Origin of the sequence: Allobosea sp. CS1GBMeth4, assembly GCF_900185715.1 — a bacterium.
Classification (GTDB): Bacteria; Pseudomonadota; Alphaproteobacteria; order Rhizobiales; family Beijerinckiaceae; genus Allobosea.
The window spans coordinates 224,228-244,719 of sequence record NZ_FYAS01000002.1 but is presented as its reverse complement, the minus strand read 5'-3'; the positions used below and the strand labels follow the sequence as shown (position 1 = coordinate 244,719).

Here is a 20,492-nt window from a genome sequence, read left to right as displayed (position 1 = left end):
AATCTCATTCAGCCCTCCCTGTCCTGAGTTGGAGCCAAGGCGGACAACATGCCGCATGCGCGCTGGCTGTGCAAGCCGCGCCCGATGCATGGGGTGGTTGCATCCGCAACCGGGCGGGCTTCACATTGCGGTCACGCTGGCGCGGGCCGCCGAGCTCTGATGAGTCGGAGCAGGCGCGATGCGAAACCGCCCCCTTCCGCGGCATGCCCTATGGCAGCCCGAGGAAGCGGAACGGGGCGGCCGGCCGGAAGCTCGCATTCGCTTCCCCTGCGAAGATGTTGGTCTGGTTCTCGCCGAGGTCGAGCTTCAGCACCTTGCCGGTCTCGGCCGACAGGTCGACCTTGCGCAGATCGACCCAGAAGGTGTTCGGGGTCAGCGCCGATTCGAAGAAATACAGCCTGCGCTTATGGTCGATCACCGTGCGCCAGCGTGTCGAGGAGATGTTCGGCTCCTCCGGCGTCGTGATCCCGAACGGCACCGAGGCGTTGCGGATCACGCTGAAGACGCTCGCGACGGCGATGTCGGGGTCGTCGAACTTCGGAATGGCGCTGATGTAGAACGAGGCGCGCGCGAACCGGTCCGCGGCGCGGTTGGTCCCCGGCAGCATCACCGTGCCGCCGATCTGCTTCCAGTAGCTGTTCAGCGCCAATTGCTCGTCGAAGATCGGAGAATTGGTCATCACCTGATAGGCGGGGCCGTGATGGATCACGAGCTTGCCGGCGATGTATTCGAAGATGGCGCTGTTGCCGCTCGCATCCGAGAGCGACAGATGCAGGGTGGTGAGCCGGTCCTCGCCCGGAACCCTGTCGGTCACCAGGACGAACGGCTCGGCCCGCAATGCCGCGACGGCCTCGTCGACCGTCGCGAAATTGTCGAGCGCATACTGGGCCCAGGCGGCGATGGTGAGCCCCGGCCGCGACCCCGTCATGGACGGGATATTGCGACTCGACCAGCCACAGCACGTTCGCCGCCAGCCCGGCCTCGTTGACGCCGTCGGTCGTGGAGACGTCGTAGCCGGAGGCGATCACGCTGCCATAGCGTGACCGCCAGCGCAGCGAGTTCGGGCCAGCCTCGCCGCTGCGCTCCATGCCCCGCGGGAAGATCCAGAGATTGGTCGCGACGTCGCGCCGCCAATCCATCGAGCGCGCGGTGATCACCATGCCGTCGCGGCCGAGATAGACCGCCCGCGTGCAGGCTTCGGCCGCGACCGAGGCCGCTCCGGCGAGCATCAGCGACATTGCAAGGGCGCGCATCCGCCGCCGAAAGACCCCGGGCATGGCACCATCTCCGGCTGCTCCGGGGCGATGATAGCGCCGCGCCCGCCGGCCGGCCATGGCGCGCTACAGGAAAAGCGCGAGCAGCCGCGCCCCGATCACCAGCAGGAAGGCCGCGATGATCGTGCCGAGCACGCGCTGGCGCTTCTCCCGATCGGGAAAGCGCTTCGCCAGCAGGCGGCCGAGCGGCTTGCGGAAGACGAAGCAGACGACGAGGAAGACGATGACGAAATGGGACAAGCCGCGGGCTCAGCCTTGCTTCGGCTCGGGCGCATCGACGGGCGCGCCGGCCTTCTTCCAGGCGCCGAAGCCGCCGGCGACATGGGCGACGGGCTTCAGCCCCATCTCCTGCGCCGCCTTCGCGGCGAGCGCCGAGCGCCAGCCGCCGGCGCAGAAGAAGACGAAGCGCTTGTCCTCCTGGAAGACCGGCTTGGCGTAGGGGCTCTCCGGATCGATCCAGAACTCCAGCATGCCGCGCGGGCAGTGGAAGGCCCCCGGCATGCGCCCTTCCCGCTCGAGCTCGCGCGGATCGCGCAGGTCGACGAAGACGGTGTCCTCGCGCCCGACCAGTTCCTTCGCCTCCTCGACCGAGAGCGTGGTCACCGCGGCCTCCGCCTCCGCCAGCAGCGTCTTGTAGCCCTTGGTGATCGTCTGCGGCATGGCCGGCCCTCCCCTGCGAGGCCGGCAAGGTGGCGGCTGCTGCGGCTGTCGTCAATCGCGCCATCCCTCTCCCCGCTAGCGGCGGGAGGGGCGGGGTGGGGCCAGTTCCGCTCGGCGCGGCGAATCCGGTTGCCCAGGTCCGCGACGCCCGTCAGATTGCCGGCCGGAGGGCTCATGGCCGGATTCGGACCACTCGACGCGATCGCCATCGCATTCTTCGCCGCAGCCTGGATCGGCTACCTGCTGGCAGTCGAGGTCGGCCCGCACTCGCGGCGCAGCCTGAATGCGCTGATGAATACGCGCCGCGAACGCTGGATCATGGAGGCGGTGAAGCGCGAGAACCGGATCATCGACACGCAGGTGATGAACGGCCTTCAGAACGGCACCGCCTTCTTCGCCTCGACCTCGCTGATCGCCATCGGCGGCTCGCTGACGCTGCTGCAATCGGCCGACCGCGTCGTCCAGATCTTCGCCGACCTGCCCTTCGCCACGCAGACGACGCGCACCGCCTGGGAGATCAAGGTGATCGGCCTCGCGGTGATCTTCGCCTACGCCTTCTTCAAGTTCGGCTGGAGCTATCGCCTGTTCAATTACTGCGCCATCCTGATCGGCGCGATCCCGTCCCATACCGAGGCCGACAAGCCCGAAACGATCGCTGCGGCGCGCGAGGCGGTGAGAATGAACATCGTCGCCGGCCTGCACTTCAATCGCGGCCAGCGTGCCTTCTTCTTCGCGCTCGCCTATCTCGGCTGGTTCATCTCGCCCTGGCTCTTCCTGATCGCCACGGCCGCGGTGCTGACCGTGATGTGGCGCCGGCAATACGTCTCGGATTCGGCCGCCGCGGTCGGCGCAGGGCGCCACAGCGCTTGACGAACGCGGGCCGCGAGCCCAGCAAGCGGCATGACCAGACCGACCGACGACGAGCTCGCCGATATGATCCTGCGTCTCGCGGCCGCGCGCGGCGACCGCACGCTCGGACCGATGGACGTCGCCCGCGCCCTCGGCGGCGACCATCCCGACGGCTGGGGGCCGCTGATGCAGCCGATCCGCCGCGTCGCCGTGCAGCTCATGAAGGACGGCCGCCTGGTCATCACGCGGAAGGGGCGTCCGGTCGATCCCGACGATTTCCGCGGCGTCTACCGCCTGCGGCTGCCCGGACGGGACGAGGCCAGCCAGGGCTAGGCCGCCCGGAGCGATCAGCTCGCTCGGAACCGCAGTGACAGTCTGCCGGCAGCGACGGCGCCCGCCCGCTTCACGCTGCCTGGAATGGTCGAGGATGTCGCGGCGGCTGCGCTGCCAGCCCGCAAGGAGCGCCTTCCGCTGCAACAAAAAAGAGGCCGGGGAACACCCCGCCTCTTGCCACTATCATCGTCTAACCTGCCCGGGGGCTTGCGGCAAGCCCCCCTCCATGGCCTAGGAACGCTGCCCTCGACCTGAACCTCAGGTCCAAGGGAGTAGCAAAATGCGTGTCTTGTTATCGACTTACGGCTCGCGCGGCGATGTCGAGCCCATGGTGGCGCTCGCGGTCGAATTGCAGAAGCTCGGCGCCGAAGCCATCATGTCCGCCCCTCCGGATCAGGAATTCATCGGCCTGCTGGCCCGGGCCGGCATGCCGCTCGCGCCGGCCTTCATGCCGATCCGGCAATGGGTCGGCGAAAGGGCCAAGCCCTCTTCGACCGCGGATTTCCACAAGCTCGCCTCCGACATGATGGCGGCGCAGTTCGAGGCCATCTCCGCAGTCGCCGGGGGTTGCGATGCGATCGTCGCGACCGGCCTGTTCCCGTCGGCGAGTGCCGCGCGCTCGGTCGCGGAGCTGAGGGGCCTCGCCTATCGGCACGTCACCTTCTGCCCGCTCTTCCTGCCGTCGCATCACCACCGGCCCTTCCCCTATCCGGGCCATCCTCTGCCGCCGGAGGTGAGCGACAATCGTGAACTGTGGGATTTCAACGCCCGGACCATGGATGCCCTGTTCGGCGAAGCCCTCAGGGCCCATCGGTCGGCGGTCGGCCTGCCGCCCGTCGACAATGCCCGCGATCACATCTTCACGGAGCAGCCGTTCCTGGCGTCGGATCCGACCCTGTGGCCCTGGCGCGAGACGAAGCTCTGCGACGCCGTGCAGACGGGTGCCTGGATCCTGCCTGATACCCGCCCCCTCCCGGACCGGCTGACGGCATTCCTCGAAGCAGGCGAACCGCCGATCTACATCGGCTTCGGCAGCATGTTCATGCCGTCGGCAGGGGACGCCGCGCGCGTCGCGATCGAGGCGCTCCGGGCGCAGGGCCGCCGCGCGGTCGTGTTGCGGGGCTGGGCCGGCCTGTCGGCGGAGGACGACGGCCATGATTGCCTCGTCGTCGGCGACGTCAATCAGCAGGCGCTGTTCCCGCTGATGGCTGCCGTCGTGCACCATGGTGGCGCCGGCACGACGACCGCGGCGGCCCGCGCCGGCGCTCCGCAGGTCATCATCCCGCAGATCGTCGACCAGCCCTATTGGGCCGGCAGGGTGGCGGAACTGGGCATCGGCGCGGCGCATGAGGGTCCGACGCCGAGTTTCGAATCATTCTCGGCGGCGCTCGCCACGGCGCTGGCACCCGAGACCAGGACACGGGCAGCGGCTGTGGCCCGCACGATCCGCCCCGATGGAGCGGAGGTCGCTGCACGGCTCCTGCTCGAGGGGATCAGCCGGGAAAGGCCGCCGTCCTAGCGCCGGGTCGCCGCCTGCGCCGGGCCGGGAAACAGCGAATCCGAATAGCCGGCGAGGTAATAGGCCAGCAGCCCGGCCCACTCCTTGAAGGCGTCGTCGGCGATGTCGAGCCCGCGCGCCGCCTTGCGATAGGGCCGGATGTAATCGGCCCTATCGCCGCCCGACAGGAAGTCGACCGGGAAGGCCTCGACATCGAAGCCGGCCTTGCGGAACACGCCCATCGCCCGCGGCATGTGCCAGGCCGAGGTCACCAGCAGCCAGCGCTCGCCCGGCTTCGGGTCGACCAGCCGGCGGGTGAACACCGCGTTCTCGACCGTGTTGCGCGACTTGTCCTCGAGGACGAGGCGGCTCTCCGGCAGGCCGAGCCCGAGGAAGAGCAGGCGCGCTCCGTCGGCTTCGGTGCGCACCACCGGCGAGAGCAGGTTGGCGCCGCCGCCGGTGAAGACCAGTTTCGCCTCCGGATGGGCCCGGGCGAGCTCGACCGCCTTGGTCATCCGCGCCGCGGCGTTGTTGAGAACGATGTCCTCGCGCGCCACGCCGATCGCGCCGCCGAGCACGATGATGCCGTCGACCTTGCCGGAGTTCACCGCCTGCTGCGGGAACCGGTCCTCCAGCGGCCTGACCACGATGCGCGGCAGCGGGCTGAAGGCGAGCAGGCCGAGAACGACCACGCAGACGAGCCCGAGCCAGCGACCCGGCCGGGCGAAGCGCGTGAAGGCGAGCAGGCTGGCCAGAGCGAGGCCGCCGATGGCGAGGTTCACCGGCGAGGCGGCGAACCAGAGGATCTTGGAGAGGACGAAGAACATGGCTTTCCTGAACGACCCGGCCTTCATACGCGCAGAATGCTGACAGCCCGTTAGAGCCGGATCCGATCAGATTGACTCAATCTGATCGGTGAATCCGTCTCTCACTTTTAGGTTTGAGATCGTTTTACCGATCAGCTTGCAGTGCAAGCTGATCGGAACGGGCTCTCGGAAACGGGGCGCAAAGGGCGCGGATCGGGTTCGGATGAGTGCCAGCCACCACCGTCGTTCCGGACAGGCCGCGCAGCGGCGCAGTTCCGGAATCCATCGAAGGGCGGCGCGCTCTACGAGGGATTCCGGCGCTCCGCGTCGCTGCGGCCGGAATGACGGCGCAGGGGTGAAAGGATTACCGGATGATCCGCGGCGGCGCCGCGGGCGGCCGCCGGCTGCGCCCTTCCGCGAAACGTTCGACTTCCAGCGCCCGCTCCGCCACCTCGCGCAATTCGCAGCCGGCCTGCAGCCCGGCCGCGCGCGCCGGCGGCTGCGCCGCACCGTAGAAGGCGCATTTCTGCACGGCGTAACTCTGCCAGGCGAGCTGCAGCGCGGCGAACTGGCTGCGGGCGCCGGCATCGAGCGTGCGCCCCAGCGCCTGCGTCGCCAGCGTCAGCCGCTCGCGCCAGACCGCCTCCTCGCGCCGGGCGCAGGAGATCTCGGCCTGGGCCCGATCGGTGCTGGCCGCGGCGCGGACGCAAGGCACGGCGACGAGCCCGATGCAGGCGGGGCTGGCGCTGAGGCCCTGCCGCACGCAATTCGCCACCTGTATGCGGTCGGCGGATTGCACGGGATTGGCCGGTACCTGCGCGAGCGCCGCCGCGCCCAGCACCTGCGCCAGCCCGATGGGAACGACGAGAAATCCGCGCATGGCGGCGATCATGACTGCTCCGGCCGGCCGGTCAAGCCGGCGACGGCCCGCTTCACGAAATCGGCAATGGCAGCGCCGGAGCGGCCGCGGGCCGCGCCGAGACCAGCCCGTACCAGCGCCGGATACCGGGCCATGGCTTCAGCGGCACCGGCATGTTGAGCCAGCGATGCGCGCCGGGCGCCACCGTGATGTCGGCCATGCCGAAGCGCTCGCCGGCGAGATAGCTGCGTCCCGCCAGATGGGCCTCGAGGATGTCGAGCTTGGCTTCGGCCCGGGCGACCGAGGCGTCGATCACCGCCTGGTCGGTATAGCCGGCCGATTTGCGGATCAGCCCCCAGAACGCCGGCGTCATCGCCGGCTGCAGCTCGGAGATCATCCAGTCCATCCAGCGATCCGCCTCGGCGCGCCGGGCCGGCTCCTCCTCCCAGATCCAGCCGGCGCCGTAGCGGGCCGCGAGGTAGCGCACGATGCTGTTCGATTCCCAGACGATCGTCTCGCCGTCCTCCAGGGTCGGAATCTGCCCGTTCGGATTCTTGGCGAGATAGGCGGGCTCGCGATTGCCGCCGAACTTGCCGCCGATATCGATCCGCTCGAAGGGCTGGCCGACCTCGCCGGCGGCCCAGACCACCTTCTGGACATTGATCGAGCTGATCCGCCCCCAGATCGTCAGCATGGTCGCCACCTTCGCGTGATAGGGCGGCGACAATCGGCTTGCCGGCGCGCGAAGGCAAGCGCCTGCGGCTGCCCGGATACGCCCGTCATTCCGGCCGCAGCGACGCGGAGCGCCGCAATCCATCCTAAACTGCCGAGCTCCACGATGGATTCCGGAGCTGCGCGCCTTCGGCGCCTGTCCGGAATGACCGAGCGTGAGGGCGGCTAACGCGCCCGCTCACGCAAACTCCATGATCACCGCGTCGACCGCCAGCGAATCGCCCTCCTTCGCCAGGATCTTGGCGACGGTGACGTCCTTCTCGGCGCGCAGCACGTTCTCCATCTTCATCGCCTCGACCATGGCGAGCGGCTCGCCCGCCTTGACCTCCTGGCCGACCGTGACGAGCAGCGCCTTGACCAGGCCAGGCATCGGGCAGAGCAGCACCTTGCCGGTGTCGGCCGCGGCCTTTTCCGGCATCAGCGCCGCCAGTTCCGCCTCGCGCGGCGTGTAGACATGGGCGTCGGCATAGGCGCCCGCATGGCCGAGCGCGACGCCGTTGAGGATCGGCCGGACCTGCGCCGCGATCACCACGCCGTCGAGCGTTCCGCGCCAGACCGGCTCGCCCGGGCGCCAGTCGCTGGCGACGCTGAGCTCGCGATCGGCGAAGGCGATGACGACGGCGCCGCCCTGTTCCGAGACCGCGCCCTCGAAGCGCTCGCCGCCGAGGGTGACGATCCGGGTGCGCTCGAACTCGACCTTGCGCCAGCCTTCCATCTGCGCCGAGACCTGGCGCTTGCGGGCGTTGAGCCGATGGTCGCAGGCGATCGCGATCGCCGCCATGCGCAGCGCCGTCTCGCCCTCCGGCTGCGGCAGGGAGAAGCCCTCCGGGAACTCCTCGGCGATGAATCCGGTCGAGAGATTGCCCGAGATCCAGCGCGGATGCTGCATCACCGCGGCGACGAACGGAATGTTGTGGCGGATGCCGTCGATGGCGAAGGCGTCGAGCGCGCGCGCCTGCGCCTCGATCGCCGCTGCCCGCGTCGGCGCATGCGTGACCAGCTTCGCGATCATCGGGTCGTAATAGATCGAGATCTCGCCGCCCTCGAACACGCCGGTGTCGTTGCGCACGGTGGCGTCGCCGTCCGGCCCCTCGCTCGGCGGGCGATAGGTGACGAGCCGCCCGGTCGAGGGCAGGAAGTTGCGGGTCGGGTCCTCGGCATAGACGCGCGACTCGACCGCCCAGCCGTGGAGCTTCACATCGTCCTGGCTGATCGCGAGCTTTTCGCCGGCGGCGACGCGGATCATCTGCTCGACCAGGTCGATGCCGGTGACCATCTCGGTGACCGGGTGCTCGACCTGCAGCCGCGTGTTCATCTCGAGGAAATAGAACGACCTGTCCTGGCCGGCGACGAATTCGACCGTGCCGGCGCTGTCGTAGTTCACGGCCTTGGCCAGGGCGACGGCCTGCTCGCCCATCCTGCGCCGCGTGGCTTCGTCGAGCAGCGGCGACGGCGCCTCCTCGAGCACCTTCTGGTTGCGGCGCTGGATCGAGCATTCGCGCTCGCCGAGATAGATGACGTTGCCGTGCTTGTCGCCGAGCACCTGGATCTCGATATGGCGCGGATCGACGATGAACTTCTCGACGAAGACGCGGTCGTCGCCAAAGGACGAGGCCGCCTCGGATTTCGCCCGGGCGAAGCCCTCGGCGACTTCGCCGGCCGAATGGGCGATGCGCATGCCCTTGCCGCCGCCGCCGGCCGAGGCCTTGATCATCACGGGATAGCCGATCTCGTCGGCGATCTTCACCGCGTGCTCGGGGCTCTCGATCACGCCGAGGAAGCCGGGAACGGTCGAGACCTTGGCGGCCGCCGCCGCCTTCTTCGACTCGATCTTGTCGCCCATCGCGGCGATGGCGCCGGGGTTGGGGCCGATGAAGACGATGCCGTTCTCCTTCAGCGCCGTCGCGAAGGCCTCGCGCTCCGAGAGGAAGCCATAGCCGGGATGCACCGCCTCGGCGCCCGTCTGCCTGCAGGCGGCGATGATCCTGTCGATCTGGAGATAGGACTCGGCGGCCGGCGCGGCGCCGATATGCACGGCCTCGTCCGCCATCTCGACATGCAGGGCGTCGCGGTCGGCGTCGGAATAGACCGCCACCGTCTTGATGCCCATGCGCCTCGCCGTCTTGATGACCCGGCAGGCGATCTCGCCACGGTTCGCGATCAGGATCTTCGAGAACATGCGTGGCGTCCCCCCTGCCTTTACTGTGCAGTGCGGGATTTACGGGAGGCGAGCGCATCCGTCCACTGATGCGAAAGTTCTGTAACGTGCGCGAAGCCCGCAAGGCGCTGTGCGCGGATCGCCGGGCCTGGCGCCGCGGGGGAGATTCGGTCGCCCGGGCAGCGGGCGCAGCGAAGCGGAGATCCGGGCCCGTGCCTCAGCTCGCCAGCAGGACGCGCCGGGCGCTCGCGCCGGCGGCGACCCGGGCGTCGGCCTTGCGCAGGGCGAAGCTGACCAGAGCCTCGTCGCAGCTCTCCGCCTCGCGCACGATCTCGAAGGCGATCTTCTGTGCCAGCGGCGTCGGGCCCTCGCCGGCGGCGAGCGTCGTCACCAGCCAATGCGCCTTGTCGCGGTCGATCCGGCCGGTCGGGCGGCTCTCCCAGACGGCGAAGTCGACGCTGAACGCCAGCAGCACATCGGCGAAGAGCGGCGACTTGTCGGCGACGGCGCGGTCGAGCGCCACCAGCACATCGATGATCTCGCGGGTCATCACGACCTCCTGCAAGATCTCGCGCTGAAGAATTCGGACGTCTTCATCGTCGATCACGCGCCTGTCCATCACGTGATCGACGAATTCGCGAAGTTCGTGGCCAATCATCGTTCAACCCCTGTCCGACGTTGTTGTGTGTCGGTTCGTCCCTGTCGTGTGAAGACGATGCGGCCGGGCCGGTCATCAGGTGGTTAACACGCAAATCTGAACGTCCGTTCAGGTTAAACGGTGCTGAGTCGACGTGGTTGCGCGGAGATTACCGAGACGCGCCGTGCGGTCATGGCACGAGCGGCCGGCCAGTGCTCCGTCGCGGTTCCCGACGACCGGAACGATGCCGCCATCCCGCCGCGGCGGTTATCCGGCTCCGGGGCGCCGGCCGGCGGCTGCGGTGGCGGGTGGCCGCAGGGCGAGCGCATGCGCCATGCCCGAACGGCTCGGCCGATGCCGCCGCCGAAGGCCCGGCTCCGTCTCTGGAGACTGGTCCGCGAGAGCGGGACCCGCCCTCGCGACGAGACCATGCTCCGCCTCCCGGCGGCGCGCGAGGGCTTCCGCCCGCTCGAATCCGACCGGAAAAGCGGGCTACGCCACCAGCTGCGCGGCGCCGATCAGCGGGACGAGCTCGGCGCAATCCTCGATCACATGCCGCGCCCCGGCCGCGCGCAGAGCCGCCACCGGCTGGAAGCCCCAGGAGACCGCGACCGGCGTCACGCCGGCCGCCACGGCCATCTCCATGTCGAATGTGCTGTCGCCCACCATCAGCGTGCGCTCCGGCGCGGCGCCCGTCTCGGCCATCGCCCGCAGGATCATCTCCGGATGCGGCTTCGAGAACGCGTCGTCCGCGGTCTGGACCGTCGTGAACAGCTTCCCCCAGCCATGGCGCTCGACGATGTAGTCGGCGCCGCGCCGCGACTTGCCGGTGGCGATGCCGAGCAGCGTCCGCGGCCGCCGCGACAGCCCCGCGAGCAGGTCGACGACGCCGGGAAACAGCGGTTCGGCCAGGGCCGGGTCGCTCTCCGCCTGCTGGCGCATGCCGTTGAACACCTGCCTGTAGGTCTCGGTCAGCACATCGTCCGGCTCGGCCAGCCCTGCCAGCCGCATCAGCGCGATGTCGAGCGTCAGGCCGATGACGCCGAGACCCGCCTCGCGGCCGGGGTGGCTGCGCCCGCAGCGCGCGAAGGTCTCGTACTGGGCGCCGAGGATGATCGCTTCGGAATCGATCAGCGTGCCGTCGAGGTCGAAGATGACGAGGTCCATGCCGGCGCTCTACAGGAGATGGCGGGCCGCCGCCATCGCCAGCGGCGCAGGGGCCTCATGCAGCGCCTCAGCCTTCACGGCTGCGGGCGCAGCCGGCGAGCGCGGCACGCAGCGCCTCGCCGTCGAGCCCCCTGGCTCGGGCCTCCTTGCGGCACTCGGCGCGCTGGGCGAGGTCCGGACGCTTGCCGTTGAAGCAGGCGACCAGCGCCGAGGTACGCTCCGCGCCGGCCAGCCCGCGCGCATCGGCCTCCTGCTTGCAGACGGCCCGCGCCGTCGCCGCGGTCGGCTTGCCGTCGCGGGTCAGCCCGTCGCTGGCATAGAGCTTCACGCCCGGAAAGCGTTCCTGCATGCAGCTGCGCATGGCGCGGCGCAGATCCTCGCCCGAAAGCGCGACGTTCTCGGCATAGCAGTCGCGCCGGGCCTCGGCGCGGGCGGCGCGCGGCACCGGCTCGTCGGTGGCGGCGGGCGGCGGCGCGGCCGATGCCGGTTGCGCCTGAGCGAGGGCCGCGGAGGAACAGGAGAGAGCGAGGCCGGCGGCAAGTAAGGCAATGCGCATCATGGAAAGCCTCCCGTGCTGGAATTCACAGGAACAAACTTAGAACATAACGCGCTTTGTTCCGCAAGTGTTCTGACCTGAGGTCACGCAACTTTCCGTTGCACCCGGTCTCACTCGTCAGGCGCCTCGACGATCGGATCATAGGGCGCGTCGTCGAAGCCGAGCAGGTTCCAGCTCTGGCGCATATGCGGCGGCAGCGGCGCGCTGACGTCGATCGTGCCCTTGCCGCGCGGATGCGGCAGCACAATCCGCCGGGCGAGCAGGTGCAGCTTGTTCTGGATGCCGCCCGGCAATTCCCAGTTCAGGATGTTGAAATATTTGGGGTCGCCGACGATCGGGTGCCCGATATGGGTGGTGTGGGCGCGCAATTGGTGGGTGCGGCCGGTGACCGGCTTCAGCGAGAGCCAGGCCAGCTTCTGCGCCGCGGTCTCGACCACGGCGTAATAGGTCACCGCGTGCATGGCGCCCTCCTCGCCATGCTGGGCCACGGCCATGCGCTGGTCGCCGTCATAGGCTTCCTCGCGGGCGAGATAGGTCGAGATCCTTCCCTGGCGCACGCGCGGCACGCCGGCGACCAGCGCCCAGTAGACCTTGCGGGCCGAGCGCGAGCGGAAGGTCTTGGCCAGCGTCGCGGCCGCGAAGCGCGACTTGGCGATGACAAGGCAGCCGGCCGTGTCCTTGTCGAGCCGGTGGACGAGGCGCGGCTTCTGCCCGTCCTTGCCGGTCAGCGCCGCCAGCATGCCGTCGACATGCTTCGTGGTGCCGGAGCCGCCCTGCACGGCCAGCCCCGCCGGCTTGTTGAGGACCATCACGTCCTCGTCCTCGTAGAGCGTGATCGAGCGCAGGAAGCCGATCGTGTCGGCGTCGAGCCTGGCCGAGCGCGGGCGCTCCGCCTGCTGCTCGAGCTTCAGCGGCGGGATGCGCACGGTCTGGCCGGCCGCCAGCCTGTCCTTGCTGTCGGCGCGCTTGCCGTCGACGCGCAATTCGCCCTTCCGGACGATGCGCTGGATATGGCTGAAGGAAAGCTGCGGGAAGCGCGCCTCCAGGAAGCGGTCGATGCGCATCTCGTTCTCGTCCGGCGTCACCACCAGCTGCTGCACGCCGGTGGAGAGCACCTGCGCGGTCGCGGCCTTGACCTCGGCGCGCGTCGGCGCATCCGCGATCGGCGGCTTGCGCGTCGCGGGCTTGCGCGGTCCCGCCGACCTCGGCGCAGGATGATGGGGCTTCGGGTCGCGCGTCGGCTCGGTGTGAACGACCCCTTCCTCCGCCGGGCGCGGCCTCGCCGCGGCGCGGGCCGAGCGGCGCGCATCATGGCTCGGGCGCCGGCCCTTCGGCGCGCCGGAGGCAGGCGGTCTGCCGCCGCGCTTGGGGCCGTTGCCGCGCGGGGGGCCGCCGGTTCCCTTGCCGCCGGTTCTCATGTCAGCCCCCGCACGATGGATAATCCCGCGGCCAGCGCCAGCAGCGACAGCAGGACCGAGCCGAGCACGTAGCACGCCGCCGGCACCATCTCGCCGCGCTCCCAGAGCAGCATCGCGTCGAGCGAGAAGGCCGAGAAGGTGGTGAAGCCGCCGAGGATGCCCGTGGTGAGGAACAGCCTGAGGTGCTGGCTCCAGCCCTCGCCGATCCTGAAGGCGAACCAGCCGGCGATAAGCCCCATCGCGCCGGAGCCGACGATGTTGATCGCCATCGTGCCGTAGGGGAACGAGGCGCCGAGCCATTTCAGCGCGGCGAGGTTGACGCCGTGCCGGAGCACGCCGCCGATGCCGGCGCCGAGGAAGACGAGGAAGGTCGCGATCATCCGCCTGCAATAGCCAGCGCGCCCTGCCGGCACAAACGAAATCGCCGCCGTCCCGCCCGCGCCGCGCCTGATTGACTTGCCGCCCGCGTGAACGGCAGAAACAGCGACCGGCAGGGGGGCGCCGCGCCGATGGCATGTGATTCAGATTCCGGAGGCGAACGGATCGGCGCGGCGCTCCGGTGGCATGCGCTGCCGTCCGGATTCTGCCTCGCTCTCCTCGCGCAGGCCGCGCTCGCCGCGCCGGAGCCCCTGCCCTCCCGCGCGCCCCCCGCCGCGAGCTTCGCGCGGGCCTGCACCATCGCGCTTCCCGAGCCCGCCCCGCTCTTCGCCGCCGCCCCCGCCGAACCGGCGGCATCGGGCGAGGACGAGGCGGAGGAGGACAGCGACGACGCGGACGAGGACGAGGACGACGACGAGGACCCGCCCGAGCGTGGCCTCGTCCTGCCCGGCTCGGCCACCTGCCTTGCGATCTCGGGCACGGTCAGCGCCGGCCTCCAGCGCGATTCCATCCGCGGCTCGCGCCTCGGCCCGCCGGCGCCGCCCGACGCGACCTCCTTCCCGGTCAGCGCCGCCTTCCGCATCGCGACCTCGCACGAGCTCGCCTCGGGCCTGCGCATCGGCACCGCCTTCGGCTTCACGATCTACGGCCCGGTCGACGGCAGCAGCGAGACCACGATCGACGAGGCGACGATCCTGGTCGGCCCCTGGACCTTCGGGCTCGACAGCTCGCGATTCTCGTTCTGGACCGGCGACGAGTTCATCTTCTCGACGCGCGTGCCCTCGCGCACCGTCGGCCTCATCGCGCTGGAAGTGCCGCTGACCGAGAGCTGGACCGCGACGCTCGCCCTGGAGGACCCGGCGCTCGGCAACACGGCCTCGACCGCGCCGGTCCCGTCCGGCCGGCGGATTCCGGACGCGGTCGGCCGGCTGGTCTATGAGCAGGGCGGCTGGACCGTGCATGGCGCGCTCGCGCTACGCGAGATCCCGGGGACGCCCGCCCGCTTCGGCCGGGCCGGCATTCTCGGCGCGACCTACGAGACCACGCTGCTCGGGCGCACCGGCAGCCTGACGGCCCAGATGGCCGGCGCGATCGATGGCGCGCCCTATATCGGCTCGCAGCTCGACGCGCGCACCGTCAGCCGCGTGCTCCTGCCCAGCGATGCCACGCGCGGCTTCTCGGCGCTCGTCTCCGCCCGCTACGAATGGACCGACGAGCTCGCCAGCAACGCCTATCTCAGCCGCTACTGGCTCGAGGTGCCGCTGCCCGGTCAGATCCGCGGCGACATCAGGATCGACCGCTTCGCCGCCAATCTGGTCTGGACCCCGGTCGAGGGCTTCAAGGCCGGCATCGAGAGCTCGCTCGCCTGGGCGAAGATCGCGCTCAGCGGCCGCGAGATCCCGGTCGGGCTGGCGGGACGGCAGATCTCGACGCAGATCTTCGTGGAGCGCAGTTTTTAGAAGAAACGCAATGTAACACTCTAAAAATAAATGAAAACTATCGCGCACTCAGTTTCAATTTGACCCAATTCAGAAAATGAGGAAGCCAAGAAAGACTCTCTCCAGTTGCAGCCGCCAACAATTTTAACTGATCAGCATTTCCTGTGAAAAATTGAGTTGAAGCATTAAACAGCGCCGACCCGAAGGCAACGCTAGCTCCCCCTATAACACTCGACTTAAAGGACTCTTTGGTTATTTCTGCTATAGTCACCTTGGCCATTTTGACGAGCAGCGTCTGCGTGGTTGCCTCAGCCACCGCCGTAGACCGCTCAGGCTGGGGGCCAGACCCAACTTCGGCGGAAACCTGTTCCATGAGCTCTTTGCCCGCTGGCGTGACCAAATTGCGCGCAACCCGCAGTTTTGCGGCGAACTCTTCAGCCTGTGCTTTGAACTCAATTTCATCCGACCGGCTACGTACATCTTCGCGCGCGCGCCGAACCAGCTCATTACCTCGGGTAGTTCCAAGCAAACACGGACCATGAAGTCCAAGGGTGCTGTCAAAAGCCTCCCCGATCTCCGCACTTAGATCCGGAAATCCTTCTTCCGCGACCTCCAGCGCAAGTCGATGCTGGGCGTTTCGGAGCCTGACACCAGCTGCAAACATACCGTCAATCGAGAATGTCTCGGGTGGCTGAGAAACAGCAGCAAAGTATCTCTCAGCTACAGGCGCAATACGCTGAGCAGAATTCGACCTAGCCCCCTGGAGCATTCCAACCAAGTCGCGCGCAGCATCAACCAGCGGCGGCAATAGTGACCTTAACTCGTTCTCCTCGCGTGAGGATAGCGAGGTGACAGGCGGGGCCGGCGTAAGAAGCCCAGTTACAACCTCGGCCGTCCAGTCCATTCCCGGAAGCGGGGCAGCGACAGCAGGAACTTCAAACTCATCAAAAATGCCGTGCTGTACGCTGTTACTTAAATCAAGCGAACGAAGACCCGCCTCGGTAAGCGCCCAAATACCACGAGAAACGATCTTAACGAGCCCATCTTGCTTTAGGCGAGTTCTAGCCCAAGCTAGACGATACTGAAAATCAGACCGAGGATCGTTATAGTGCCTTAAACTGAGCTGGTGGCTGCTCAGCTTCAAATCCGCAGCCACTTCCCGTTCAATAATTCGAATATGCGCTCCACCGGGATATCGCATCAATACTTTTAAAGTAGAATCTTGATATTCGCTATAAGTTGGCTTTCTATCTTGAATATTCATAGAAATTCCCTAGATCAATAGATATAAATTAGCGCCACAAAACTAAGATCGCTCCTGCCGCAGCTTCTCCCACCACTCCAGCCGCTTGCGGATCTCGCGCTCGAAGCCGCGCTCCGGCGGGTCGTAGAAGTGCTGGCGGCCGAGCGCCTCCGGCCAGTAGTCCTGGCCGGAGAAGGCGTCGGGGGCGTCGTGGTCATAGGCGTAGTCGGCGCCGTAGCCCTCGCTCTTCATCAGCTTGGTCGGCGCGTTCAGGATGGTCTTGGGCGGCATCAGCGAGCCGGCCTGCTTGGCGACGCTCGTCGCCGCCTTGAAGGCGACATAGGCCGCGTTCGATTTCGGCGCGGTGGCGAGATAGATCACCGAATTGGCCAGGGCGAGCTCGCCCTCGGGCGAGCCGAGTTGCTCATAGGTCTCGGCGGCGGCGCGCGCATGCACCAAAGCCTGCGGATCGGCGAGGCCGATATCCTCGACCGCCATGCGCACCAGCCGCCGCGCCAGGAAGCGCGGATCCTCGCCGGCGTCGAGCATGCGGGCGAAATAGTAGAGCGCGGCGTCGGGATCGGAGCCGCGGATCGTCTTGTGCAGCGCCGAGATCAGGTTGTAGTGGCCGTCCTGCGCCTTGTCGTAGATCGGCGCGCGGCGCTGGATCACCTCGCCGAGGCCCGCTTCGTCGAAGATCTCGCCCGGCTTGGCGGCGCGCCAGATCTCCTCGGCCAGGGTCAGCACCGCCCGTCCGTCGCCGTCGGCGAAGCGCGCCAGCGCGAGGCGCGCCTCCGGCGTCAGCGGCAGCTCGCGGTTCTCCAGCGTCTCGGCCCGGCCGAGCAGGAACAGCAGCGCGCCTTCGTCGAGCGCCTTGAAGGTCAGCACGCGGGCGCGCGAGAGCAGCGCCGCGTTGAGCGCGAAGGATGGATTCTCGGTGGTGGCGCCGACCAGGGTGATGGTGCCGTCCTCCATCACCGGCAGGAAGGCGTCCTGCTGGGCCCGGTTGAAGCGGTGGATCTCGTCGACGAACAGCAAGGTGCCTTTGCCGCCGAGACGGCGGCCGCGGGCGGCGTCGAAGGCCTTCTTCAGATCGGCGACGCCGGAGAAGATCGCGCTGATCTGCTCGAAGCCGAGATCGGTCGCGCCGGCGAGCAGGCGCGCCACGGTCGTCTTGCCGGTTCCGGGCGGGCCCCAGAAGATCAGGCTGCCGAGCGAGCCCGAGGCGATCAGCCGCGTCAGCACGCCGTCCTCGCCGGTCAGATGGTCCTGACCGGCGACCTCCCCGAGCGTCGTCGGCCGCACCCGGTCGGCCAGCGGGCGCGGGCCGGATCTGTCGAGGCCGGAAGCGGAGAAGAGGTCGGTCACCTCAACCGCCGAAGACCGAGGTCACGGTCTGGCCGTTGCGCGAGATCGTCACCTCCCAGGCGCGCTTGCGCTCGCGCGTCGCCAGCTCGATGTCGCGCGAGGCGTTGATGCGCTCGCCGTTGATGGCGAGGACGAGGTCGCCCTTCTGGAAGCCGACGCGGGCGGCGGCGCTGTTCTCCTCGATCATCGCCACCACCACGCCCTCGGTCGACGGGTCGATCGACAATTCCTCGGCCACGGCCGGCGACAGGTTCATCACCGTCAGCCCGGTGAAGGGCGAGCGTCCGCCGACCTTGACCGGCTCGCGCGGACGCGTCTCCGGCGCCGGCGTCAGCTTGACGGGGATGGTGATGCGCTTGCCGCCGCGCAGCACGGTGAGCTGTGTCGTGCCCCCGAGCGGGCGCGTGGCGAAGCGATAGCCGAAGCCCTCGGGATCGTCGACCGCGACGCCGTCGATCGCGAGGATCACGTCCGAGCGCTTCAGCCCGCCCTCCGCCGCCGGCCCCTTCTCGACCACGCTGGCGACGACCGATCCCGCCGGGCGGTCGAGCCCGAGCCCGTCGGCGACCTCCTGGGTGAGCGCCTGCAGCCGCGCCCCGAACCAGGGCCGGCGGACCAGCACCGCGCCGGACTTGGCGCTCTCGACGACGACGCGCACCATCGCCGAGGGAATCGCGAAGCCGATGCCGTGGCTGCCGCCCGAGCGCGAGAAGATCGCGGTGTTGATGCCGGTGAGCCGGCCCTGCATGTCGACCAGCGCGCCGCCGGAATTGCCGGGGTTGATCGCCGCGTCGGTCTGGATGAACGATTGGGCGTCGCCGACCCCGACCTGGGTGCGGGCCAGCGCCGAGACGATGCCCTGCGTCACCGTCTGGCCGACGCCGAACGGGTTGCCGATCGCGAGCACGAGGTCGCCGATCTGCAGCGCGTCGGAATCGCCGAGCTCGATCGCCGCGAGGTCCCTGGCGCCCTTGACCCTGAGCACGGCGAGGTCGGTGCGCGGGTCGCGCAGCACGATCTCGGCCTCGTATTCGCGCTTGTCGGCGAGCGCCACCTTCACCTCGGTCATGTTCTGGATGACGTGGTTGTTGGTGACGACCAGCCCGGCTGCATCGACGATCACGCCCGAGCCGAGCGAGCGCTGCACCTGCTCGCGCGGCAGGCCGAAGCCGCCGTCGCCGAAGAAGCGGCGGAAGAACGGATCGTCCATGAACGGGTTCTGCGGCCGCCGCTCGACGCGGGCGCCGTAGACGTTGACGACAGAGGGCGCCGTCTTCTGCACGACGGGGGCGAAGGACAGCGTGATCTGCTGGCGTGTCTCGGGCACCTGTCTGGGCTGGGCCGGCGCCGGCGCGTGCAGGCCCGCCGAAAGCCCGAGGCCGAGGGCCAGGGCGACGAGACGGCTGCGGTTCGGCATGATGGAACGGCGCATGCCGATCTCCTCCTTGAAACAAAATTGCTGCCTTGGCGGTTGAGTTCCTGAACCTTTTCCCCGCGGCAGCGTCCCGGATCATCACGGAAACACGCATTGCGTGGTCCTGTTCCGGGCGGCGAACACCCCGCCCTGCCCTTCGACGGGAGCAATGATGTGAGCCTTGTGCGCCTTGTTTATGCCAGCCGCAGCCGACTCGTCGAGGCGGATCGACGGGTCGAGCTCGCGCGCATTCTCGAAACGGCGCGGCAGCTCAATGCCGAGAGGCACGTCACGGGTTTCCTGATGGCGACTCCCGGCGGCTTCGCCCAGATTCTCGAGGGCGAAGCCGAGCATGTCGCGGAAACCTATGGCCGGATCATGGCCGATCCGCGCCATGCCGACCTGCGCCTGCTGGCGCAGGACATCATCGACGAGCGGCGCTTTGCCGGCTGGGCGATGGCCTTCGCCGAGCGCGACGAGACGACCCAGTTCATCTTCGGGCTCTACGGCGTCTCGCCGGAGACCGAGATCTTCGAGCAGCCGCTCGACGTGCTGCTCGATCTCGCGGGCGAGCTCTACGCTCCCCGCGCTTAGCCTGCCGCGATGACATGGCGGCAGCCTCTGCGCCTGAACGGTTTGCTCCGGATGCGTGAGCTGGGGCTCACTTGCCGTCGCTGAGCAGCACCTTGTACCGCTCGATCTCGGACGGGACCATCTTCGCGACGAATTCCGGCGACATCTCGTCGCTCGAGGGCAGCACCGAGGACAGCTCCTTGAAGCGCGCATGCAGCTTCTCGCTGGCGAGCGCCGTGCGCAATGCCTGGTTCAGCCGGTCGATCACCGGCTGCGGCGTGCCTTTCGGCGCGAACAGCGCGTTCCAGCCCTGCGCCTGGAAGGCCGGCAGCCCGGCCTCGGTCGAGGTCGGCACATCGGGCAGGCTCGGCAGCCGCTGCGGCGTCGCCACCACCAGCGCCTTGACCTTGTTGCCCTGGATCGCCCCGGAGAGCGAGGTCGCGGCGTCGCAGACGCCGTCGATCTGCCCGCCCATCAGGTCGTTCAGCGCCGGACCGGCGCCGCGATAGCTCACCAGCGCCACGTCCAGGCCGGACGCCTTCAGGAAGTTGCGGCAGATCAGGTAGTTGGACGAGCCGACGCCGGCATGGCCGAGGCTGATCTTGCCGGGGTTCGCCCTGGCATAGGCGAGGAACTCCTTGAGGTCCTTGGCCGGGAAGTCGAGCTTCAGCGCGATCATCGGCGAAGTCTTGGCGACGAGGCCGATCGGCACGAAGTCGGCCGGCGTGTATTTCAGGTCGTTGTAGATCGTGTAGGAAGCGGCGTTGGTGCCGCTGTTGCCGATCACGATGGTGTAGCCGTCGGGCTCGGCCCTCGCCGCCCGCGTCAGCGCGGTCGCGCCCCCCGCCCCGCCCATATTCTCCATCACGATGCGCTGGCCGAGCACCTGGCTCATCTCCTCGCCGACGAGCCGGGCGATCACGTCCGAGGAGCCGCCGGCCGCGAACGGCACCAGCATGTTGATCGGCTTCGACGGATACTTGTCCTGCGCCTCGGCCGGCAGGACGGAGATGGCGGCCAGGAGGGCCAGGACGACGCGCTTCATGTCTTTCCCCCATTGCCGGGCCTGTTCGATGGCGGCGCCGTGCCGCCCTGCCTGGGCGGAGCAGCAGGCTAGCACCGGCCCGGCG

20 protein-coding genes and 1 pseudogene are annotated in these 20,492 nt (G+C 68.7%); 5 read left to right on the top strand and 16 right to left on the bottom strand.

Annotated elements, in window-relative coordinates; all coding sequences use genetic code 11:
• Nucleotides 1–208: 208 nt before the first annotated feature.
• From CS1GBM4_RS01275 to CS1GBM4_RS01265, 3 genes and pseudogenes are all read right to left on the bottom strand, one after another.
• A pseudogene (locus tag CS1GBM4_RS01275) lies at nucleotides 209–1,253 on the bottom strand (linear amide C-N hydrolase).
• An 87-nt stretch (nucleotides 1,254–1,340) separates the two neighbouring features.
• On the bottom strand, nucleotides 1,341–1,514 hold the full coding sequence (locus CS1GBM4_RS01270; protein WP_186416856.1) for a hypothetical protein: 174 nt from the start codon (nucleotides 1,512–1,514) through the stop codon (nucleotides 1,341–1,343).
• A 9-nt stretch (nucleotides 1,515–1,523) separates the two neighbouring features.
• A complete protein-coding gene (locus CS1GBM4_RS01265; RefSeq protein WP_186416855.1) occupies nucleotides 1,524–1,934 on the bottom strand; it encodes a rhodanese-like domain-containing protein in 411 nt (136 codons plus the stop codon).
• Between the two features lie 174 nt (nucleotides 1,935–2,108).
• Between CS1GBM4_RS01265 and CS1GBM4_RS01260 the strand changes: the two genes are divergently transcribed.
• The 3 genes from CS1GBM4_RS01260 (at nucleotide 2,109) to CS1GBM4_RS01250 (ending at nucleotide 4,635) form a co-directional block, all read left to right on the top strand.
• Complete coding sequence (locus tag CS1GBM4_RS01260; protein WP_186416854.1) at nucleotides 2,109–2,804, top strand: DUF599 family protein; 696 nt, start codon at nucleotides 2,109–2,111, stop codon at nucleotides 2,802–2,804.
• Nucleotides 2,805–2,834: 30 nt separating this feature from the next.
• Entirely contained in the window at nucleotides 2,835–3,116 is a 282-nt protein-coding gene (locus tag CS1GBM4_RS01255) for a DUF3253 domain-containing protein (protein WP_186416853.1), read from the top strand.
• Nucleotides 3,117–3,396: 280 nt separating this feature from the next.
• A complete protein-coding gene (locus CS1GBM4_RS01250; protein ID WP_186416852.1) occupies nucleotides 3,397–4,635 on the top strand; it encodes a glycosyltransferase in 1,239 nt (412 codons plus the stop codon).
• Here CS1GBM4_RS01250 and CS1GBM4_RS01245 read toward each other — a convergent pair.
• The 9 genes from CS1GBM4_RS01245 to crcB form a co-directional block, all read right to left on the bottom strand.
• Nucleotides 4,632–5,441, bottom strand: coding sequence for a YdcF family protein (locus tag CS1GBM4_RS01245; RefSeq protein WP_186416851.1), 810 nt, complete (start codon nucleotides 5,439–5,441; stop codon nucleotides 4,632–4,634). The genes CS1GBM4_RS01250 and CS1GBM4_RS01245 overlap by 4 nt on opposite strands.
• A gap of 343 nt (nucleotides 5,442–5,784) precedes the next feature.
• On the bottom strand, nucleotides 5,785–6,312 hold the full coding sequence (locus tag CS1GBM4_RS01240; RefSeq protein ID WP_186416850.1) for a lysozyme inhibitor LprI family protein: 528 nt from the start codon (nucleotides 6,310–6,312) through the stop codon (nucleotides 5,785–5,787).
• Nucleotides 6,313–6,352: 40 nt separating this feature from the next.
• The gene (locus CS1GBM4_RS01235) at nucleotides 6,353–6,973 is read right to left on the bottom strand and encodes a glutathione S-transferase family protein (RefSeq protein WP_186416849.1); all 621 of its coding nucleotides are present in this window, start codon (nucleotides 6,971–6,973) and stop codon (nucleotides 6,353–6,355) included.
• A 216-nt stretch (nucleotides 6,974–7,189) separates the two neighbouring features.
• Nucleotides 7,190–9,190: an acetyl/propionyl/methylcrotonyl-CoA carboxylase subunit alpha gene (locus CS1GBM4_RS01230; RefSeq protein WP_186416848.1), complete on the bottom strand. Its 2,001-nt coding sequence runs from the start codon at nucleotides 9,188–9,190 to the stop codon at nucleotides 7,190–7,192.
• A 196-nt stretch (nucleotides 9,191–9,386) separates the two neighbouring features.
• On the bottom strand, nucleotides 9,387–9,719 hold the full coding sequence (locus CS1GBM4_RS01225) for a hypothetical protein (protein ID WP_186416847.1): 333 nt from the start codon (nucleotides 9,717–9,719) through the stop codon (nucleotides 9,387–9,389).
• 579 nt (nucleotides 9,720–10,298) lie between these two features.
• On the bottom strand, nucleotides 10,299–10,973 hold the full coding sequence (locus tag CS1GBM4_RS01220) for an HAD-IA family hydrolase (RefSeq protein WP_186416846.1): 675 nt from the start codon (nucleotides 10,971–10,973) through the stop codon (nucleotides 10,299–10,301).
• A gap of 67 nt (nucleotides 10,974–11,040) precedes the next feature.
• The gene (locus tag CS1GBM4_RS01215; protein ID WP_186416845.1) at nucleotides 11,041–11,532 is read right to left on the bottom strand and encodes a hypothetical protein; all 492 of its coding nucleotides are present in this window, start codon (nucleotides 11,530–11,532) and stop codon (nucleotides 11,041–11,043) included.
• Between the two features lie 107 nt (nucleotides 11,533–11,639).
• Nucleotides 11,640–12,947: an RluA family pseudouridine synthase gene (locus CS1GBM4_RS01210; RefSeq protein ID WP_186416844.1), complete on the bottom strand. Its 1,308-nt coding sequence runs from the start codon at nucleotides 12,945–12,947 to the stop codon at nucleotides 11,640–11,642.
• Nucleotides 12,944–13,327, bottom strand: a complete 384-nt coding sequence (gene crcB / locus CS1GBM4_RS01205) for a fluoride efflux transporter CrcB (RefSeq protein WP_186416843.1) — start codon at nucleotides 13,325–13,327, stop codon at nucleotides 12,944–12,946. The genes CS1GBM4_RS01210 and crcB overlap by 4 nt, the downstream gene beginning before the upstream one ends.
• 129 nt (nucleotides 13,328–13,456) lie before the next feature.
• Here crcB and CS1GBM4_RS01200 point away from each other — a divergent pair, with 129 nt between their 5' ends.
• Nucleotides 13,457–14,785 carry a hypothetical protein gene (locus CS1GBM4_RS01200; RefSeq protein ID WP_186416842.1) on the top strand — a complete coding sequence of 443 codons (1,329 nt, stop codon included), beginning with the start codon at nucleotides 13,457–13,459 and terminating at the stop codon, nucleotides 14,783–14,785.
• 37 nt (nucleotides 14,786–14,822) lie between these two features.
• On the opposite strand, the gene CS1GBM4_RS01195 is transcribed toward CS1GBM4_RS01200, so the two are convergent.
• From CS1GBM4_RS01195 to CS1GBM4_RS01185, 3 genes are read right to left on the bottom strand one after another with little or no spacing between them, the layout of a single operon-like run.
• Nucleotides 14,823–16,028: a winged helix-turn-helix domain-containing protein gene (locus CS1GBM4_RS01195; RefSeq protein ID WP_186416841.1), complete on the bottom strand. Its 1,206-nt coding sequence runs from the start codon at nucleotides 16,026–16,028 to the stop codon at nucleotides 14,823–14,825.
• 42 nt (nucleotides 16,029–16,070) lie between these two features.
• The gene (locus CS1GBM4_RS01190; protein WP_186416840.1) at nucleotides 16,071–17,375 is read right to left on the bottom strand and encodes a replication-associated recombination protein A; all 1,305 of its coding nucleotides are present in this window, start codon (nucleotides 17,373–17,375) and stop codon (nucleotides 16,071–16,073) included.
• A gap of 1 nt (nucleotide 17,376) precedes the next feature.
• A complete protein-coding gene (locus CS1GBM4_RS01185) occupies nucleotides 17,377–18,807 on the bottom strand; it encodes a DegQ family serine endoprotease (RefSeq protein ID WP_244606994.1) in 1,431 nt (476 codons plus the stop codon).
• Between the two features lie 156 nt (nucleotides 18,808–18,963).
• On the opposite strand from CS1GBM4_RS01185, the gene CS1GBM4_RS01180 reads away from it, so the two are divergent.
• Complete coding sequence (locus tag CS1GBM4_RS01180) at nucleotides 18,964–19,383, top strand: BLUF domain-containing protein (RefSeq protein ID WP_186416839.1); 420 nt, start codon at nucleotides 18,964–18,966, stop codon at nucleotides 19,381–19,383.
• A 67-nt stretch (nucleotides 19,384–19,450) separates the two neighbouring features.
• On the opposite strand, the gene CS1GBM4_RS01175 is transcribed toward CS1GBM4_RS01180, so the two are convergent.
• Nucleotides 19,451–20,407 carry a tripartite tricarboxylate transporter substrate-binding protein gene (locus tag CS1GBM4_RS01175; protein WP_186416838.1) on the bottom strand — a complete coding sequence of 319 codons (957 nt, stop codon included), beginning with the start codon at nucleotides 20,405–20,407 and terminating at the stop codon, nucleotides 19,451–19,453.
• Nucleotides 20,408–20,492 lie beyond the last annotated feature (85 nt).

Excerpts from the sequence above, each read along its gene's own strand:
- CS1GBM4_RS01265 (WP_186416855.1), bottom strand. The coding sequence starts at position 1,934 with ATGCCGCAGACGATCACCAAGGGCTACAAGACGCTGCTGGCGGAGGCG.
- CS1GBM4_RS01260 (WP_186416854.1), top strand. The coding sequence starts at position 2,109 with ATGGCCGGATTCGGACCACTCGACGCGATCGCCATCGCATTCTTCGCC.
- CS1GBM4_RS01255 (WP_186416853.1), top strand. The coding sequence starts at position 2,835 with ATGACCAGACCGACCGACGACGAGCTCGCCGATATGATCCTGCGTCTC.
- CS1GBM4_RS01250 (WP_186416852.1), top strand. The coding sequence starts at position 3,397 with ATGCGTGTCTTGTTATCGACTTACGGCTCGCGCGGCGATGTCGAGCCC.
- CS1GBM4_RS01245 (WP_186416851.1), bottom strand. The coding sequence starts at position 5,441 with ATGTTCTTCGTCCTCTCCAAGATCCTCTGGTTCGCCGCCTCGCCGGTG.
- CS1GBM4_RS01240 (WP_186416850.1), bottom strand. The coding sequence starts at position 6,312 with ATGATCGCCGCCATGCGCGGATTTCTCGTCGTTCCCATCGGGCTGGCG.
- CS1GBM4_RS01235 (WP_186416849.1), bottom strand. The coding sequence starts at position 6,973 with ATGCTGACGATCTGGGGGCGGATCAGCTCGATCAATGTCCAGAAGGTG.
- CS1GBM4_RS01230 (WP_186416848.1), bottom strand. The coding sequence starts at position 9,190 with ATGTTCTCGAAGATCCTGATCGCGAACCGTGGCGAGATCGCCTGCCGG.
- CS1GBM4_RS01225 (WP_186416847.1), bottom strand. The coding sequence starts at position 9,719 with ATGACCCGCGAGATCATCGATGTGCTGGTGGCGCTCGACCGCGCCGTC.
- CS1GBM4_RS01220 (WP_186416846.1), bottom strand. The coding sequence starts at position 10,973 with ATGGACCTCGTCATCTTCGACCTCGACGGCACGCTGATCGATTCCGAA.
- CS1GBM4_RS01215 (WP_186416845.1), bottom strand. The coding sequence starts at position 11,532 with ATGATGCGCATTGCCTTACTTGCCGCCGGCCTCGCTCTCTCCTGTTCC.
- CS1GBM4_RS01210 (WP_186416844.1), bottom strand. The coding sequence starts at position 12,947 with ATGAGAACCGGCGGCAAGGGAACCGGCGGCCCCCCGCGCGGCAACGGC.
- crcB (WP_186416843.1), bottom strand. The coding sequence starts at position 13,327 with ATGATCGCGACCTTCCTCGTCTTCCTCGGCGCCGGCATCGGCGGCGTG.
- CS1GBM4_RS01200 (WP_186416842.1), top strand. The coding sequence starts at position 13,457 with ATGGCATGTGATTCAGATTCCGGAGGCGAACGGATCGGCGCGGCGCTC.
- CS1GBM4_RS01195 (WP_186416841.1), bottom strand. The coding sequence starts at position 16,028 with ATGAATATTCAAGATAGAAAGCCAACTTATAGCGAATATCAAGATTCT.
- CS1GBM4_RS01185 (WP_244606994.1), bottom strand. The coding sequence starts at position 18,807 with ATGCGCCGTTCCATCATGCCGAACCGCAGCCGTCTCGTCGCCCTGGCC.
- CS1GBM4_RS01175 (WP_186416838.1), bottom strand. The coding sequence starts at position 20,407 with ATGAAGCGCGTCGTCCTGGCCCTCCTGGCCGCCATCTCCGTCCTGCCG.